Genomic DNA, 13257 nt, shown 5'->3' on the forward strand with positions numbered 1-13257 from the left:
GGCGAGTTGCTCTTGAAGTGAGTGTTCAAGGCCAGGAGGTTGGTGCGATGTTAATGCGGAAGTCGGACTACAGTAGAAATGGAAGACAAGTCAGCCGGGGCTGGTATGGGCTGCTGTACCTGCTGTTTGGCGTATATGTGATGTTAATGGGACAGGTCGTTTTGTTTAAGACGATGCCCCTGGATTCATTGTTTTATGAACGGCTTAGTACGTTAAGAAGCGTGAATCTGATTCCATTTCGTACGATTGGGCAATTTCTGGTTCAAGGGGACCCGGGGCGATTAATGGAAAATATCGGGGGCAACATTTTGATATTTATTCCCATGGGGTTATTTGTGGCCTTCGTAGCCAGACGTTGGTTGTTCTGGGGACAAATTGCTGTCGTGCTGGGAATCTCCTTGCTCTTTGAGGTCAGTCAATACGTATTTGCCCTCGGCAGCAGCGATATCGATGATGTTCTCTTGAACGTTACGGGCGGGGTGCTGGGGATCGGCGCTTATCTCTGGGTGGAGAACCGAGCTCGTACGCCAAGGAAGCTGGTGATGATGCTTACGGGAATTTACCTCCTGGTAGGGGCTGGAGGGATTGCCTCTATAACCGCCTACGATGCAAGCCTGCTCCCTTTTGTGGATGCCAAGGTCGTGTATGCAGATGAGAATAAGGAAGTCATGTCCGGCTGGGAGGAATCATCACGTGATCTATTGGGGGATTTAACGGCTGTCGAAGAGGAAGCCGTCACCGTGCGGATCAATCCTTCTTACGTGGTAATGTCTAGAGAGACGGCGAAGGAAGAACTTAAGTCGGAGACAGAAACGAAGCTGGAGACGGAGCCCAAGGAAGTTACCCTGACCGTGGATGGGCAGACAAAAATTTTTGTTCGCTACATCCACGAGGAAGGCAAGCAGGTAGTTAGCCGTTATGAAGAGGTTAACTGGTCGCAAGTTAAGCAGTGGCTTGAGCAAGAGGGCGTGGAGCAAGGAGAAAGCATGGTTCATCCCCCTACGGTGAGCGCATGGTACTCAGATGAACGTCCCGGTGCAGCGGGGGCACTGCTGATTAGCATTATTGAATAATCTGGGAGTGCAGGAAGCTGGACAAGCGTCTGTTCGTACCGCATATGGCGGGATGGAGGACGCTTTTTTTGTATTTATGACCTTCTTTTTGTACGGTGATGAAACCAATTGGTTCATTGTCATGTATTATTAAGTAAATACACAACCATCGAAGGAGGAACGGACGTGGGAATCTTATCGAGGTTTCGGGATGTTATGCGAGCCAATATCGGAGCCATGCTGGAGGGAGCCAAGGAACCGGCGGCAGCGGTAGATCAATATATGAAGCAAATTCAGCTAGATTTGGGTCAGATACGGGCCGAATCGGCCTCACTTCTGGCCGCTGAGGGCCGGGCAAGGCGGGCGCTGGAGGAATGCGATGCCGAGATCAGGAAGCTGCAACGTTACGCGGAGAAGGCGGCAGAGTCCGGTGATGATGAGGGAGCGCTGAAGTTCTTGCAGCGCAAAGCTACTCAGGCGGAGGAACGCAAGAAGCGACAAGCCGCTTACGAAGAGGCGGCGGGCCAGACCGCCAAGCTTGCGCAGATGCAAGAGAAGCTTACGGCTGACGTGAATGAGCTTGAAGCAAGGCGGGCCACGCTCAAGGGCAAGCTGGCGGAGGCCGAAGCACAGCAACGTAGAAACGCGGCTACCAGTGAACGATCTGCCTTCCGGGAGCTGGAGGAGAAGGCCGACCTCGCGCTGAACGAAGCGTTGGCTCTCGCCGAGCTGCGGGGAGGCAGCCGCAAGGATGATCTGGATGAGCTGATGGCTCAGCTAGAGCGGGATACCCAGGCGGCGAAAGAAGCTCAGGTTGCTTCAGAGGATGGTAATCAGGCCTCAGGGCAATCAGAGTCAGGACCTGTCTCCCCTGAGGAAGAGCTTGCGGCCATGAAGGGTAAATTGAATAAGGAATCCTAAGAATTACCTGTAAGCTCGACTTTTTGAACCAAGCACTTATAGATTGAGGTGAGTAAATGCCGGTCATCGAGTACAAATGCCCCAATTGCGGTAGCGGCATGCGATTTGATAGCGTGTCGGGCAAGCTAAGCTGTCCAAGCTGCGGACGGCAGGATAATATCGAGCAAATCCCTGATCCGCTCAAGCAGCAGGTCTATGCCGACAACGAGGTTAAGGAATATCATTGTGAGAGCTGCGGGGCGGTCATCGTGACCGACCCGGAGACGAGCGCGACTAACTGCAGCTTCTGTGGAGCAGCCGTGGTATTGAGCGACCGCTTGAGCGGAAGGCTTGCTCCCGTGCAGGTTATTCCTTTTGCAATCAGTAAGGAAGAAGCTAAGGAAGCGTTCAGGAAGTGGTGTAAAAGAGGCCTATTGACACCACGGGCTTTCATGGCGGCGAATCGCATTAAGGGTATTACGGGTATTTATGTCCCGTTCTGGCTATACGACCTGCATAACCGTGTCGAAGCTCAAGGTCATGCAACCAAGGTGAGAAGCTACACCCGGGGTGATTACCGTTATACGGAAACGGACCACTTCGCCATTTACCGGAAGCTTAACGTAGATTACGTGCGGGTGCCCATCGATGCCTCCGAGAAGATGAATGACAAGCTGATGGATCGACTGGAGCCCTTTCCCTACGATAAGCTCAAAGAATTCAGAACCCCGTATCTTGCCGGATATATTGCGGAAAAATATAGCTATACCGGGGAGCAATTGCTCCCTCGGGTCAAGGACAAGGTTAGGCCTTATATCGAATCCTTTTTGTCATCCACCGTATCGGGGTATGCCAGCGTAAGCTTCACGGATAAGCGAATTGATACCGATATGAACCGCAATGATTATGTACTGCTTCCGGTGTGGATGTTCACCTATGATTTTAACCGCTCGGAGTATACCTTCGCCATGAACGGGCAGACGGGCAAGGTTGTCGGCAAGCCGCCATTAAGCAAGGGGAAAATGGCTGCCTGGTTCGCTGGTATTGCAGGCGTATCGCTCTTGTCGCTTAAAATTGCTTCTTGGGCGATGGGAGGTGGATTCCTGTGATCGTAAGGAACTATCGTGCAGGTTGGAATAAGCACCTGGGAGTCATTACAGCGATCTTGCTGCTTATGGTTAGCTTAAGCGGCGGATTCACCTTATTAGCGGGGACGGCCGAGGCCGCTGGAGGTACAGACAATCCGCTCATTTACGATGAGGCCGGACTGCTTAGCGAAGCGGATGTTGCTGCGTTGACACAGATGGCCCGCAGCTATGGAGCCGAGCGGGAGACGGACATTATTGTATACACCACGAATAACCCTGAGGGCGAAGATGTGGTGAAGCTGACCGAGGATTTCTATGACGAGCGGGCACCGGGGTATGATAAAGCCCACGGAAACACGGTTATGCTGACGCTGGATATGATGAATCGGGACATTTACCTGGCGGGGTTTTATAAGGCAGAGGATTATTTGGATGATGGTCGGCTGGACAAAATCCGTAATCACATCACCCCAATGCTGTCGTCGGGGGATTATAGACAGGCGTTTGAGGAATATATTTTGACCGCACATCGCTATATGGGATTCAAGCCGGGCGTTAATCCGGATAATATCCTGTTTAATGGTTGGTTCCAGCTAGGCGCAGCCCTGGTCATTGGCGCGGTCGCCGTGGGGGCTATGGCATACCGCTCCGGTGGACGGGTGACGGTCAGTGGGGCGACGTACGAGGATCGGGGCAAGTCGGGGATATTGGGCCGTCAGGATCAATATTTGCGGACGACGGTCACGAAGACGAAAATTCAGAAGAGCAGCAGCGGCGGCTCCGGTGGGGGCGGCGGCGGAAGAACCGGAGGCGGGCATTCACATAGCGGCAGCCGGGGGTCATTTTAACAGAAGGGTGTGGGTAACATGAGCTTTTTTAAAAACCAGTTTGCCAACGTAGTCGAATGGGAAGAATTCCGGGACGATATGATCTTCTGGAAATGGAACAATCGCGAGATCAAGAAGGGCAGTAAGCTGATTATTCGCGCGGGCCAGGATGCGATCTTCATCAACAATGGCAAGATTGAGGGGATCTTCAAGGATGATGGCGAGTTTAACGTCGAATCTGAAATTGTGCCGTTCCTGTCGACACTGAAGGGCTTCAAGTTCGGCTTTAACAGCGGGATGCGAGTGGAAGTTCTGTTCGTCAACACGAAGGAATTTACCGTCCGTTGGGGAACCCAGAATCCGGTGCTGATTCCAACGCCGCAATTGCCTGGGGGCATGCCGATTCGCGCGAACGGAACGTTCAACTTCAAGGTGAACGATTATGTGACGTTGATCGATAAGGTGGCGGGAATTAAGCAAAGTTATCTGGTGGATGACGTGAAGATTCGGATTACGTCTGTGCTGGATCAATTGCTGATGAAGTGGATTAGCCGGGAAGGTAAGGATATGTTCAATCTGCAAGCCAACAGTGCGGAGATCGCCAGAGGTATCCGTGAAGATTTGGATATGCAGGTAATGGATGACGGCCTGGCGATTACGGGCTTCCAGGTGATGAGCTTCAATTATCCGAAGGAAATTCAGGACATGATCAACAAGACCGCTTCCCATGAGATGATCGGTAACTTGTCCAAATACCAGCAGGTCAGTATGACCGACGGCATGGCTTCCGGGAAGGTGCAAGGCGCCGGTGCTGCCTCTGATATGGCGGGCATGATGATGGGGATGAACATCGCCAAGGAAATGATGAAGAATATGGAAGAGGGACAGTCCTCGTCTGCGCCTGTATCCGGCGGCGGGAACAGTGGGGGCGGTGCCAAGAAGCCGAACTTCTGCCCAAATTGCGGAGCGAAGAATGAAGGGGCGAATTTCTGTTCCAATTGTGGGCAGAAGCTGGCCTAGAGCAAGGCAAGCAGACTCAGGTTGCAGCGTAAGCTCACCCAGATCGTCAGGCTTCGATCAGGAGCCTGATTTATGCTATGATGCTATATAAGTCGTACTAAAGAAAGCGCATAACAAGCAAGCGATTCTACCAGATCGGGGAGTGGCGTGGCGAAATGAGATTTAATTTTTGGCGGCCGATTTTTTTGATTTTGATAGCCATCTTAACTAATAACCTGGTAACCAACCTGTGTATGTTGTTAGGGATGGCTAAAGAACCGGCGACTAATGTCGGCTTCTTGGCGATGATTATCGCGGCGATTCTGGTGTATGTTCGGTTCAATAGGAACCGACAGAGGTAGCCAGCACTAGGGCGCGGTGAGCTGCCCCGGACTCGGTATAGAATCGGAAGCAATGGTGTGTCTTCTATACTGGTCCGGTCGCAGGTTTCATATTGCTCGCCGGGCTTCTTAGAGTGCGTGAGTAGAACAGTTGTAGTGACATTGATTCAGACCATAAGGGCCTTAATTCCGTTGAAGAACGGGATGATAGATCGGATGGCATTATAGCCTAGCTTCATGACCGGCATGTACTTCCGGGCGGTGTCAATAAATTCCCTCATACGTGGTCGTGCAGGAGCTCCAGTGATAGGGGACAGGCTAACCGGGTTCCCTGCTCCACCACTTCCGTAACCATAACCTCCACCGTTCCATCCCATACCCATGTAGGGACTGCTAAAGGTGGCGGGGGAGGGACCCTCCGGGGACATCGGCCGTGATGAACCTGTCGTCCCATCCCAAGGAGGGGCTGAGATGCCGTTGAAAGACGGGGACAAGGCTCTGACCTGGGCTTTTTTGCGACGAGATGAGGATTGTTTGGCTGTTTTTTTGTGAGATTTCTTTGTTTTTGGCTTGCCGGAGAAGGTCACCCCGTTCTCATCAAATCCACTAATCCATCCTACATAAGTTTGCCCGTTATGCAATGTGATACAGACCGGCTGATCTTTGTATTGCATGGCACGTTGGCGGATTTTAGCCGAATTTGCCATATAGGAATCACCTCATTTGTGGATTTTCACAAACTTACCTACTAACCTACATACCTGATTATATTGTACGTAGCCGCCTGTGAAATGCCTGTGCTTGTTCACCGGTTGGGGAAGATATTCCTGGTTCCTTAGAATTTGAGTTCCTGGCGATGAATTTGTGTCTCCATGACCTCGTACAAGGCCAGCTTGTAGTTAATTTTATCTAGATTTAAGTACAACTCCTTCATGCTTCGCTCAATATCTTTCTTGTGCTCCAGCATCATGCTCTTGCGTTCAGCAATGGTATCATCACCTTCTTTGTACAAATACACATACTTCTGAATCTGTACCACCGGCATGCCAGTAGCCCGAAGCGCAGTAACGAACTGCACCCAGCTCAAATCCTCCTCATCATAAAGCCGTTTGCCACCTCCATCCCTTTTCACGTGTGGAAGCAGCCCCTCCTTCTCATAATAACGAAGCGTAGATGCAGCTAGTCCAGTAATCTCTGTGACTTCCTTGATGGTCATCATCCTTCTTCACTCCTTGCTATTTGTTAAAGTTAACTTTAATTAAAATCACTCCTGTATTTTCTTTTATACTTAGAAAAGATCTATCATTAATCGCTGTATGTCAAGTATATCCTTTGTTTTTCTTCAAAGCATAGGTTTGATGCTATGAATAAGCTTTTTAAAAAAGAGTGTTGACTTAAAGTTAACTTCATATTTTATGCTAAGTGAGATCGAATATCATGCATGAGGGGATGGATGGAAATGAATACGAGAACATTAGGGCACAGTAACTTGGAGGCTTCTGTCATTGGACTTGGACTGATGGGCATGTCCGAGCTTTATGGCAAGGCAGATGACAGAACATCAGAGCACACTATTCATCGCGCTCTGGAGTTGGGCATTACCATGCTGGATACGGCCGATTGTTATGGCAATGGACATAATGAAGAGTTGCTGGGCAGAGCATTGAAGGGTCGCCGCGAGCAGGCCGTACTGGCTTCCAAATTCGCAGTTGGCCCCAACTTTCAAGGCGTTAATGGCCGTCCGGAATATGTCAAGTCTGCTATTGATAAGAGCCTGGCCCGCCTTGGCGTGGACTATATAGACCTATATTATTACCATCGTATTGATCCACAGGTCCCTATTGAGGAGACGGTTGGAGCGATGTCTGAATTGGTAAAGGCCGGGAAAGTACGTTATATCGGTCTGTCTGAAGCATCGGCGGAGCTTATTCGCCGGGCGCATGCCGTACACCCCATTACAGCCTTGCAGACCGAATACTCATTGTGGAGCAGGGAAGTCGAGGCCGATATTTTGCCTACTGTGAATGAATTGGGAATTACCTTTGTTGCCTACAGTCCGTTGAGCAGAGGCTTTCTGTCCGGAACCGTACGTTCCTTCGAGGATTTTGAGGCTAATGATTATCGTCGTGTACTGCCTCGCTTCCAAGGAGATAACTTCCACAAAAATTTGGAGCTGGTTGACACGGTGCAAGAGATTGCTGCGCAGAAGAACTGCACGCCTTCTCAGTTAGCGATTGCTTGGACCATAGCACAAGGCGCATTGCCTATTCCCGGAACGAAGCACATTTCTCATTTGGAAGAGAACGCTGGTGCGGTTCAAGTTAAGTTGACGCCAGAGGACTTACAGCGGATTGAAGCGAAGATGCCCGAAGGCGCAGTGCAAGGAGAGAGATACTAAGTCATCACAATTTATTGCTGCATATGCATAAACCTCGGCTAATGTGGGAAATTAACTAATAAATAACCACATTTCCAATTGAGGAGTTGGCATAACGAATGAAGACGTTAAATATTGTAGCTTTGGCTTTACTGATTGTAGGGGGATTGAACTGGCTGCTGGTGGGACTGTTCCAATATGATTTAGTTGCCGGTATTTTTGGGGGGCAAGATGCCACCCTCGCCCGAATCATTTACGTCATTGTAGGGATTTGCGCCATTTATGCGTTCAAGTTCTTTGGTGACGTGACCGAAGACGAAGTGGCTAGATAAGGCAAGCTGTAGACTTGGCAAGGGGCTCCTTCCGGTAGAGGTTATCTACTTGGAGGGAGCCCCTTTTGTCTTGCCAGCTTATGCTTGGATAGCGTTACAGACTGATACCGCCGGTCAGATGCTTCTCGGTCAGAATGGTTAGCATTTGAATACCCACCTCATTATGTCCACCCTCAGGGATAATAAGATCGGCATATTTCTTGGAGGGTTCGATGAACGCTTCGTGCATGGGCTTCACGGTGGCCAGATACTGCTGATAGATGGATTGAATGGAGCGCCCGCGTTCCTCCATATCCCGCAAGACGCGACGTAGGATGCGCACATCGGAATCCGTATCGACGAATACCTTGATATCAAGCAGCTCTCTTAACTTCTCGTCGTACAACACGAAGAGCCCCTCCACGATCACAATACGGTTCGGAAGCAGCTTAATAGTTCTGTCGGAGCGGGTATGGTTCGGGAAGTCGTAGACGGGAGCGTAGGCGTCTTCACCGTTCTTGAGTAAGGTGAGGTGCTCCACCAGCAACTCATTGTCGAAGGCGAAGGGATGGTCGTAATTGTTCTTCTCCCGCTCGCTCATCACCAGATGAGACTGATCCTTATAATAATTATCCTGCGAAATAAAAGTTACTTTATCGGTTGCGAGCTGGCTGATGACCGAACGGGCTACGGTGGTCTTCCCTGAGCCGGTGCCGCCAGCGATACCTATAATTAACATGTAAATTGATACCCTCCTAGACAAGATCCCGTTAACATTTCAGTATTGTAGCACAGGGGATGTTTTTTTTCATCTTGTGCGCGAGGGGTGCAACATAAATTTATAAATTGCGGACACCCTTTGTACAATTATTCGTATAAAAAAGAGGGGCTGTATTTCTGATTAATTTGCACCCGATTAGGTTTACAATACAAATAGCGAAACTGGTATGGCTTTCTCTAATTTGAAGGAAGAGGTGTTAAACGCATGTGGTATACCCAAACCCGGGAAGCCGTCCTGGAAGAACAGAAGGTAAATGCTGCAACTGGCTTATCCTCTGAAGAGGTGAAGGCGAGACTGAAGCGATACGGCCCCAACCAATTGAAGGGCAAGCCCAAGCCTAGTATCTGGGCGCTCTTCTTCGCTCAACTTAAGGATATGTTGATTTATGTACTGCTTGGTGCAGTCGTCGTCACGCTGATTGTCGGAGAATATGTAGATGCCATTATCATTCTTGCCGTTGTTATCCTTAATGCGGCGATCGGGGTTATTCAGGAGCGGAAAGCGGAGAAGGCGATTGAAGCCTTGCAGCAAATGACGGCCAATAAATCCTTGGTACGGCGTGATGGAGAAGTGAGGGAGATTGATTCCATTGACATCGTGCCGGGAGATATTGTCATTCTCGATGCCGGGCGCTATATTCCGGCGGACTTGCGGTTGCTGGAAAGCGCTAATCTGCAAATTGAGGAATCTGCGCTTACCGGGGAGTCCGTTCCCTCGGATAAGCAAGCTGAGGACCTTTATGAGGACCCTAAGACACCAATTGGGGATCTTAGCAATATGGCCTTTATGTCTACACTAGTGACCTACGGACGCGGTGAAGGTATCGTTGTGGCTACGGCGATGGATACGGAAATGGGTAAAATCGCAAAAATTCTGGATGAAGATATCCAGGAGTTGACCCCGCTTCAGAAGAAGCTGGAAGAGCTGGGCAAAATGCTTGGATATATTGCCATCGGCATTTGTGTGGTCATCTTCGTGATCGGCTTGCTTCAAGGACGCGACTTGTTCGAGCTGTTCCTGACGGCGATCAGCCTTGCGGTAGCTGCTATTCCGGAAGGACTGCCAGCCATCGTGGCCATCGTGCTGGCCTTGGGCGTGACCCGGATGTCTCGTATTAATGCAATCGTGAAGAAGCTTCCGGCCGTGGAGACCTTGGGTTCTGTAAATATCATCTGTTCCGACAAGACCGGAACGCTGACGCAGAACAAGATGACGGTGGTGAAGCACTTTACGGCTGAGCCGCTCGAAGATGAAGTGCCCGTTGAAATGATTAAGGCCTTCGTGCTCTGTTCCGATGCTACCTATGAGAATGGGGAGGGTACGGGAGATCCGACGGAGATTGCGCTTGTCGTCTACGGGGAGCAGCATAATATCTTGAAAAGATCGCTGGAGGCCGAATACAAGCGGGTTGGGGAGAAGCCCTTCGACTCTGACCGCAAGCTAATGTCCACGGTGAACCAGACCCGTGAGGGGTACCGTGTACATACGAAGGGAGCTATCGACCAACTACTGCAAATCTCCAGTTCCGCCGTGGTGAACGGTGAGGTGGTGCCGTTGACCGAGGAACTGAAGCAACGCTATTTGCAGGCGGCTGAAGCCATGTCGGACGATGCCCTCCGTGTTTTGGGAGCGGCATACAAGGACACGGACCGTATCCTGCCGCCAGAGGACATGGAGCAGGACTTGACCGTGCTGGGCTTTGTCGGCATGATCGATCCGCCGCGGATTGAGGTTAAGGATTCCATCCGGGAAGCGAAGATGGCTGGTATTACCCCAATCATGATTACGGGGGACCACCGGAATACGGCGGTTGCTATCGCCAAGGAACTGGACATTGCTCATTCCCTGGAGCAGAGCATGACCGGGGCAGAGATTGATACTTTGTCCGACAAGGATTTTGCCGAGAAGATTCGCAACATTCGCGTATTCGCCCGCGTCTCGCCTGAACATAAGGTGAAGATTGTCAAGGCGTTCAAGGCTCAAGGCAACATTGTCTCCATGACTGGCGACGGCGTGAATGACGCGCCTTCACTCAAGAATGCCGATATTGGCGTAGCGATGGGGATTACCGGGACGGACGTGTCGAAGGGGGCCAGCGACATGATTCTGACGGATGATAACTTCACGACGATTGTCCAGGCGATCCGGGAAGGGCGGAACATCTACGCCAATATTCGCAAGACGGTTACCTTCCTGTTAGCTTGTAACTTTGGGGAGATTGTCGCGATTCTGGCTTCCATTCTGTTCTTCTGGCCGCTGCCACTATTGGCTACCCAGATTCTCTGGATCAACCTGGTGACTGATACGCTGCCGGCGATTGCCTTGGGCGTTGACCCCGGCGAGAAGGATGTCATGAAGCGCAAGCCGCGAAATCCCAAGGAAAGCTTCTTCGCCGGAGGTGCGGCGCTGCAAGCCGTGCTGGGCGGGTTGCTGATTGGGGCACTAACGCTGGTCGCCTTCTATGTCGGATTGGCTGAACATGGATATGGCCTGCGCTCGCCGAATATCTCAGAAGAGGCTATGACTTACGCCCGGACGATGGCCTTTGTCGTATTGGCTGCGTCCCAGTTGTTCTACTCGTTCTCCAAACGCAGCGCCACGAAGTCCATCTTCGCCGTGGGTCTGTTCTCAAACAAGCTGCTGGTCGGTGCGGTTATCGCAGGTCTGGTGCTGCAATATGCCTCGATCTCCATCCCGTTCCTGGCCGCCGCCTTCAAGGTACAGAACCTGAGCCTGCCAGACTGGGGCCTGGTGTTCGTCCTTGCCTTGATTCCGTTAATTCTTAACGAAATCATCAAGGTGTTTGTACGGATGAGAAGAGGAGCGTCAGCCTAATCATGGGTAACTGGATTCAAGTGCGCAGGTATAGAAGCCTGCGCGCTTCTTTTTTATTATTTTCTAAATCGGTTTATTCCATCTTCATCGGAGTTCGCTATAATAAAGTTTAAATTAAACATAAATGATTAGTGGATAGGAACAGGAGAGGAGATAAGCGATGGCTAACGATCAGGGAAAGGCAGAGAAGAAATCCTTACTGGAGGCATTCAAGCGTACGGTGTACCAAGTACCGGGGCATGGGAAGCGGAATGTGGATGTGTTGAAGCAAGCCTTGGACAAGGTGAGCGGCGGACTGGACAGCGATATGTATGGGAAGGGACAGGCCATCGAGGACTTTGAAGCGAAGATGGCGGGCGTGTTGGGCAAGGAAGCAGCGGCATTCTTTCCCAGCGGTACAATGGCTCAGCAAATTGCACTGAGAATATGGTGCGATCAGCAGGAAACGAAGCGCGTGGCATACCATCCCCTCTGCCATTTGGAGATTCATGAAGAGGATGGCCTGAAGGAATTGCACGGGATCGAGCCGCTGCTGTTGGCATCCCCGGATCGCCTTATCCGCCTGTCTGATGTCCGTAGTCTGGCAGACAAGAATGTGGCCTGCTTGCTGTTGGAGCTGCCACAGCGGGAGATCGGCGGGCAGTTGCCCGCATTTGCCGAATTGGAAGCCATCTCTTCCTATTGCCGGGAGCGGGGAATCAAGCTGCATCTGGATGGAGCGCGTCTCTTTGAAATCCTTCCTTTTTATGAAAAAACTGCGGAGGAGATATGCGCTCTGTTCGATAGTATGTATATTTCGTTCTATAAGGGACTTGGCGGAGTTGCCGGAGCCATTTTGGCCGGAGGCCGTGACTGGGTGGACAAGTCAAGGATATGGAAACGGCGCCACGGCGGAGATTTAATCAGCTTGTATCCTTATTTTCTAAGCGCAGATTATTATTATGATTTAAGAGTGGGCAAGATGGGGCAATATTATCGGCAGGCCAAGGAATTGGCTCAGCTCTATAACCGTTGCCGTCATGTGAGTACCCTGCCGGAGGTTCCCGTATCTAATATGTTCCATGTTCATGCGGATCTGCCCAAGGAACAGTTGGAGCGGTTACTGCTTGAGGTGTACCGGGAGACGGGCGTTGGCCTGACGCCTATGGTCAAGGAACGCAGCAGCGGCGGCTGTAGCTTCGAGGTGAGCATAGGTGATCGGTATGCCGAGGTTCCCAAGGACAAACTGCAATTGGCATTTCGGCTGTTGAATCAGAAGCTGGAACGGGAAGACCACCAAGCGTGGTAACACATATCAGCGTAAGAGCGTGAATTTCGTTGATTGTGCGACATAATCGACGAGGAGAGAGCGTGTAAACGCTTATCTGAATCCAGTTGATGCAAATCCTTCTTCTTTTGACCTTTAACCTGCCTTTACACCCTCCTGACGGAAGGAGTATGATTCAGCAGTAGTAATTAAATGACAAATACCTGATCGCTGAATTCTGTGATATTCAGAAACGGGGGAACCATCGGAAGGGGCCATGCTTGGCCCGTTTCAGGGGTGAATCGCTGGGTTGGCACATTGGCCAATACCCAGTGTAGGGCTGCTTTCGTGCCCGAATCCGTCAGCTAACTCCGTAAGCGTCCGAAAGAGGGAATTGTCGTGGCTGTATGCTCTTAAAAAGAAGCGGCCGCGGGAAAGTCCAACTTTCCTGCGGCTTTTTTCTGCTGTCATTGGGGCTGGATTGGCATCTTGGAGCTAGA

13 protein-coding genes and 1 riboswitch are annotated in these 13257 nt (G+C 50.8%); of the genes, 10 read left to right on the forward strand and 3 right to left on the reverse strand.

Annotation, left to right across the window (positions count from 1 at the left end):
- Nucleotides 1-47: 47 nt before the first annotated feature.
- From BN3279_RS03095 to BN3279_RS03115, 6 genes are all read left to right on the forward strand, one after another.
- Nucleotides 48-1073 (forward strand): VanZ family protein, encoded by a 1026-nt coding sequence (locus tag BN3279_RS03095; RefSeq protein ID WP_059049188.1) that lies wholly within the window; start codon nucleotides 48-50, stop codon nucleotides 1071-1073.
- Nucleotides 1066-1206 carry a hypothetical protein gene (locus tag BN3279_RS23680; protein WP_157686435.1) on the forward strand — a complete coding sequence of 47 codons (141 nt, stop codon included), beginning with the start codon at nucleotides 1066-1068 and terminating at the stop codon, nucleotides 1204-1206. Before BN3279_RS03095 ends, BN3279_RS23680 begins: the two co-directional genes overlap by 8 nt.
- A 32-nt stretch (nucleotides 1207-1238) precedes the next feature.
- Nucleotides 1239-1973: a PspA/IM30 family protein gene (locus tag BN3279_RS03100; protein WP_059049189.1), complete on the forward strand. Its 735-nt coding sequence runs from the start codon at nucleotides 1239-1241 to the stop codon at nucleotides 1971-1973.
- A 56-nt stretch (nucleotides 1974-2029) separates the two neighbouring features.
- On the forward strand, nucleotides 2030-3061 hold the full coding sequence (locus BN3279_RS03105; protein WP_059049190.1) for a TFIIB-type zinc ribbon-containing protein: 1032 nt from the start codon (nucleotides 2030-2032) through the stop codon (nucleotides 3059-3061).
- 65 nt (nucleotides 3062-3126) lie between these two features.
- On the forward strand, nucleotides 3127-3888 hold the full coding sequence (locus BN3279_RS03110; RefSeq protein ID WP_059049311.1) for a TPM domain-containing protein: 762 nt from the start codon (nucleotides 3127-3129) through the stop codon (nucleotides 3886-3888).
- Between the two features lie 18 nt (nucleotides 3889-3906).
- Nucleotides 3907-4887 (forward strand): SPFH domain-containing protein, encoded by a 981-nt coding sequence (locus BN3279_RS03115; RefSeq protein WP_059049191.1) that lies wholly within the window; start codon nucleotides 3907-3909, stop codon nucleotides 4885-4887.
- 487 nt (nucleotides 4888-5374) lie between these two features.
- Here the strand turns inward: BN3279_RS03115 and BN3279_RS03125 are convergent, their stop codons facing one another.
- Nucleotides 5375-5914: a hypothetical protein gene (locus tag BN3279_RS03125; RefSeq protein WP_059049193.1), complete on the reverse strand. Its 540-nt coding sequence runs from the start codon at nucleotides 5912-5914 to the stop codon at nucleotides 5375-5377.
- 128 nt (nucleotides 5915-6042) lie between these two features.
- Entirely contained in the window at nucleotides 6043-6426 is a 384-nt protein-coding gene (locus BN3279_RS03130) for a MerR family transcriptional regulator (RefSeq protein WP_059049194.1), read from the reverse strand.
- Between the two features lie 240 nt (nucleotides 6427-6666).
- Here BN3279_RS03130 and BN3279_RS03135 point away from each other — a divergent pair, with 240 nt between their 5' ends.
- Nucleotides 6667-7605, forward strand: coding sequence for an aldo/keto reductase (locus tag BN3279_RS03135; protein ID WP_059049312.1), 939 nt, complete (start codon nucleotides 6667-6669; stop codon nucleotides 7603-7605).
- Between the two features lie 98 nt (nucleotides 7606-7703).
- Nucleotides 7704-7916 carry a DUF378 domain-containing protein gene (locus BN3279_RS03140; protein ID WP_059049195.1) on the forward strand — a complete coding sequence of 71 codons (213 nt, stop codon included), beginning with the start codon at nucleotides 7704-7706 and terminating at the stop codon, nucleotides 7914-7916.
- A gap of 94 nt (nucleotides 7917-8010) precedes the next feature.
- On the opposite strand, the gene udk is transcribed toward BN3279_RS03140, so the two are convergent.
- Nucleotides 8011-8634, reverse strand: a complete 624-nt coding sequence (gene udk, locus BN3279_RS03145; RefSeq protein ID WP_059049196.1) for a uridine kinase — start codon at nucleotides 8632-8634, stop codon at nucleotides 8011-8013.
- Nucleotides 8635-8880: 246 nt separating this feature from the next.
- On the opposite strand from udk, the gene BN3279_RS03150 reads away from it, so the two are divergent.
- A complete protein-coding gene (locus tag BN3279_RS03150) occupies nucleotides 8881-11511 on the forward strand; it encodes a cation-translocating P-type ATPase (protein ID WP_059049197.1) in 2631 nt (876 codons plus the stop codon).
- A gap of 160 nt (nucleotides 11512-11671) precedes the next feature.
- Nucleotides 11672-12799: a threonine aldolase family protein gene (locus BN3279_RS03155; protein ID WP_059049198.1), complete on the forward strand. Its 1128-nt coding sequence runs from the start codon at nucleotides 11672-11674 to the stop codon at nucleotides 12797-12799.
- Nucleotides 12800-12976: 177 nt separating this feature from the next.
- A riboswitch (cyclic di-AMP (ydaO/yuaA leader) is annotated at nucleotides 12977-13152 on the forward strand.
- The last annotated feature ends 105 nt before the right edge of the window (nucleotides 13153-13257 follow it).

Source organism: Paenibacillus senegalimassiliensis (assembly GCF_001486585.1).
In the GTDB taxonomy this organism is placed as follows: Bacteria; Bacillota; Bacilli; order Paenibacillales; family Paenibacillaceae; genus Fontibacillus; species Fontibacillus senegalimassiliensis.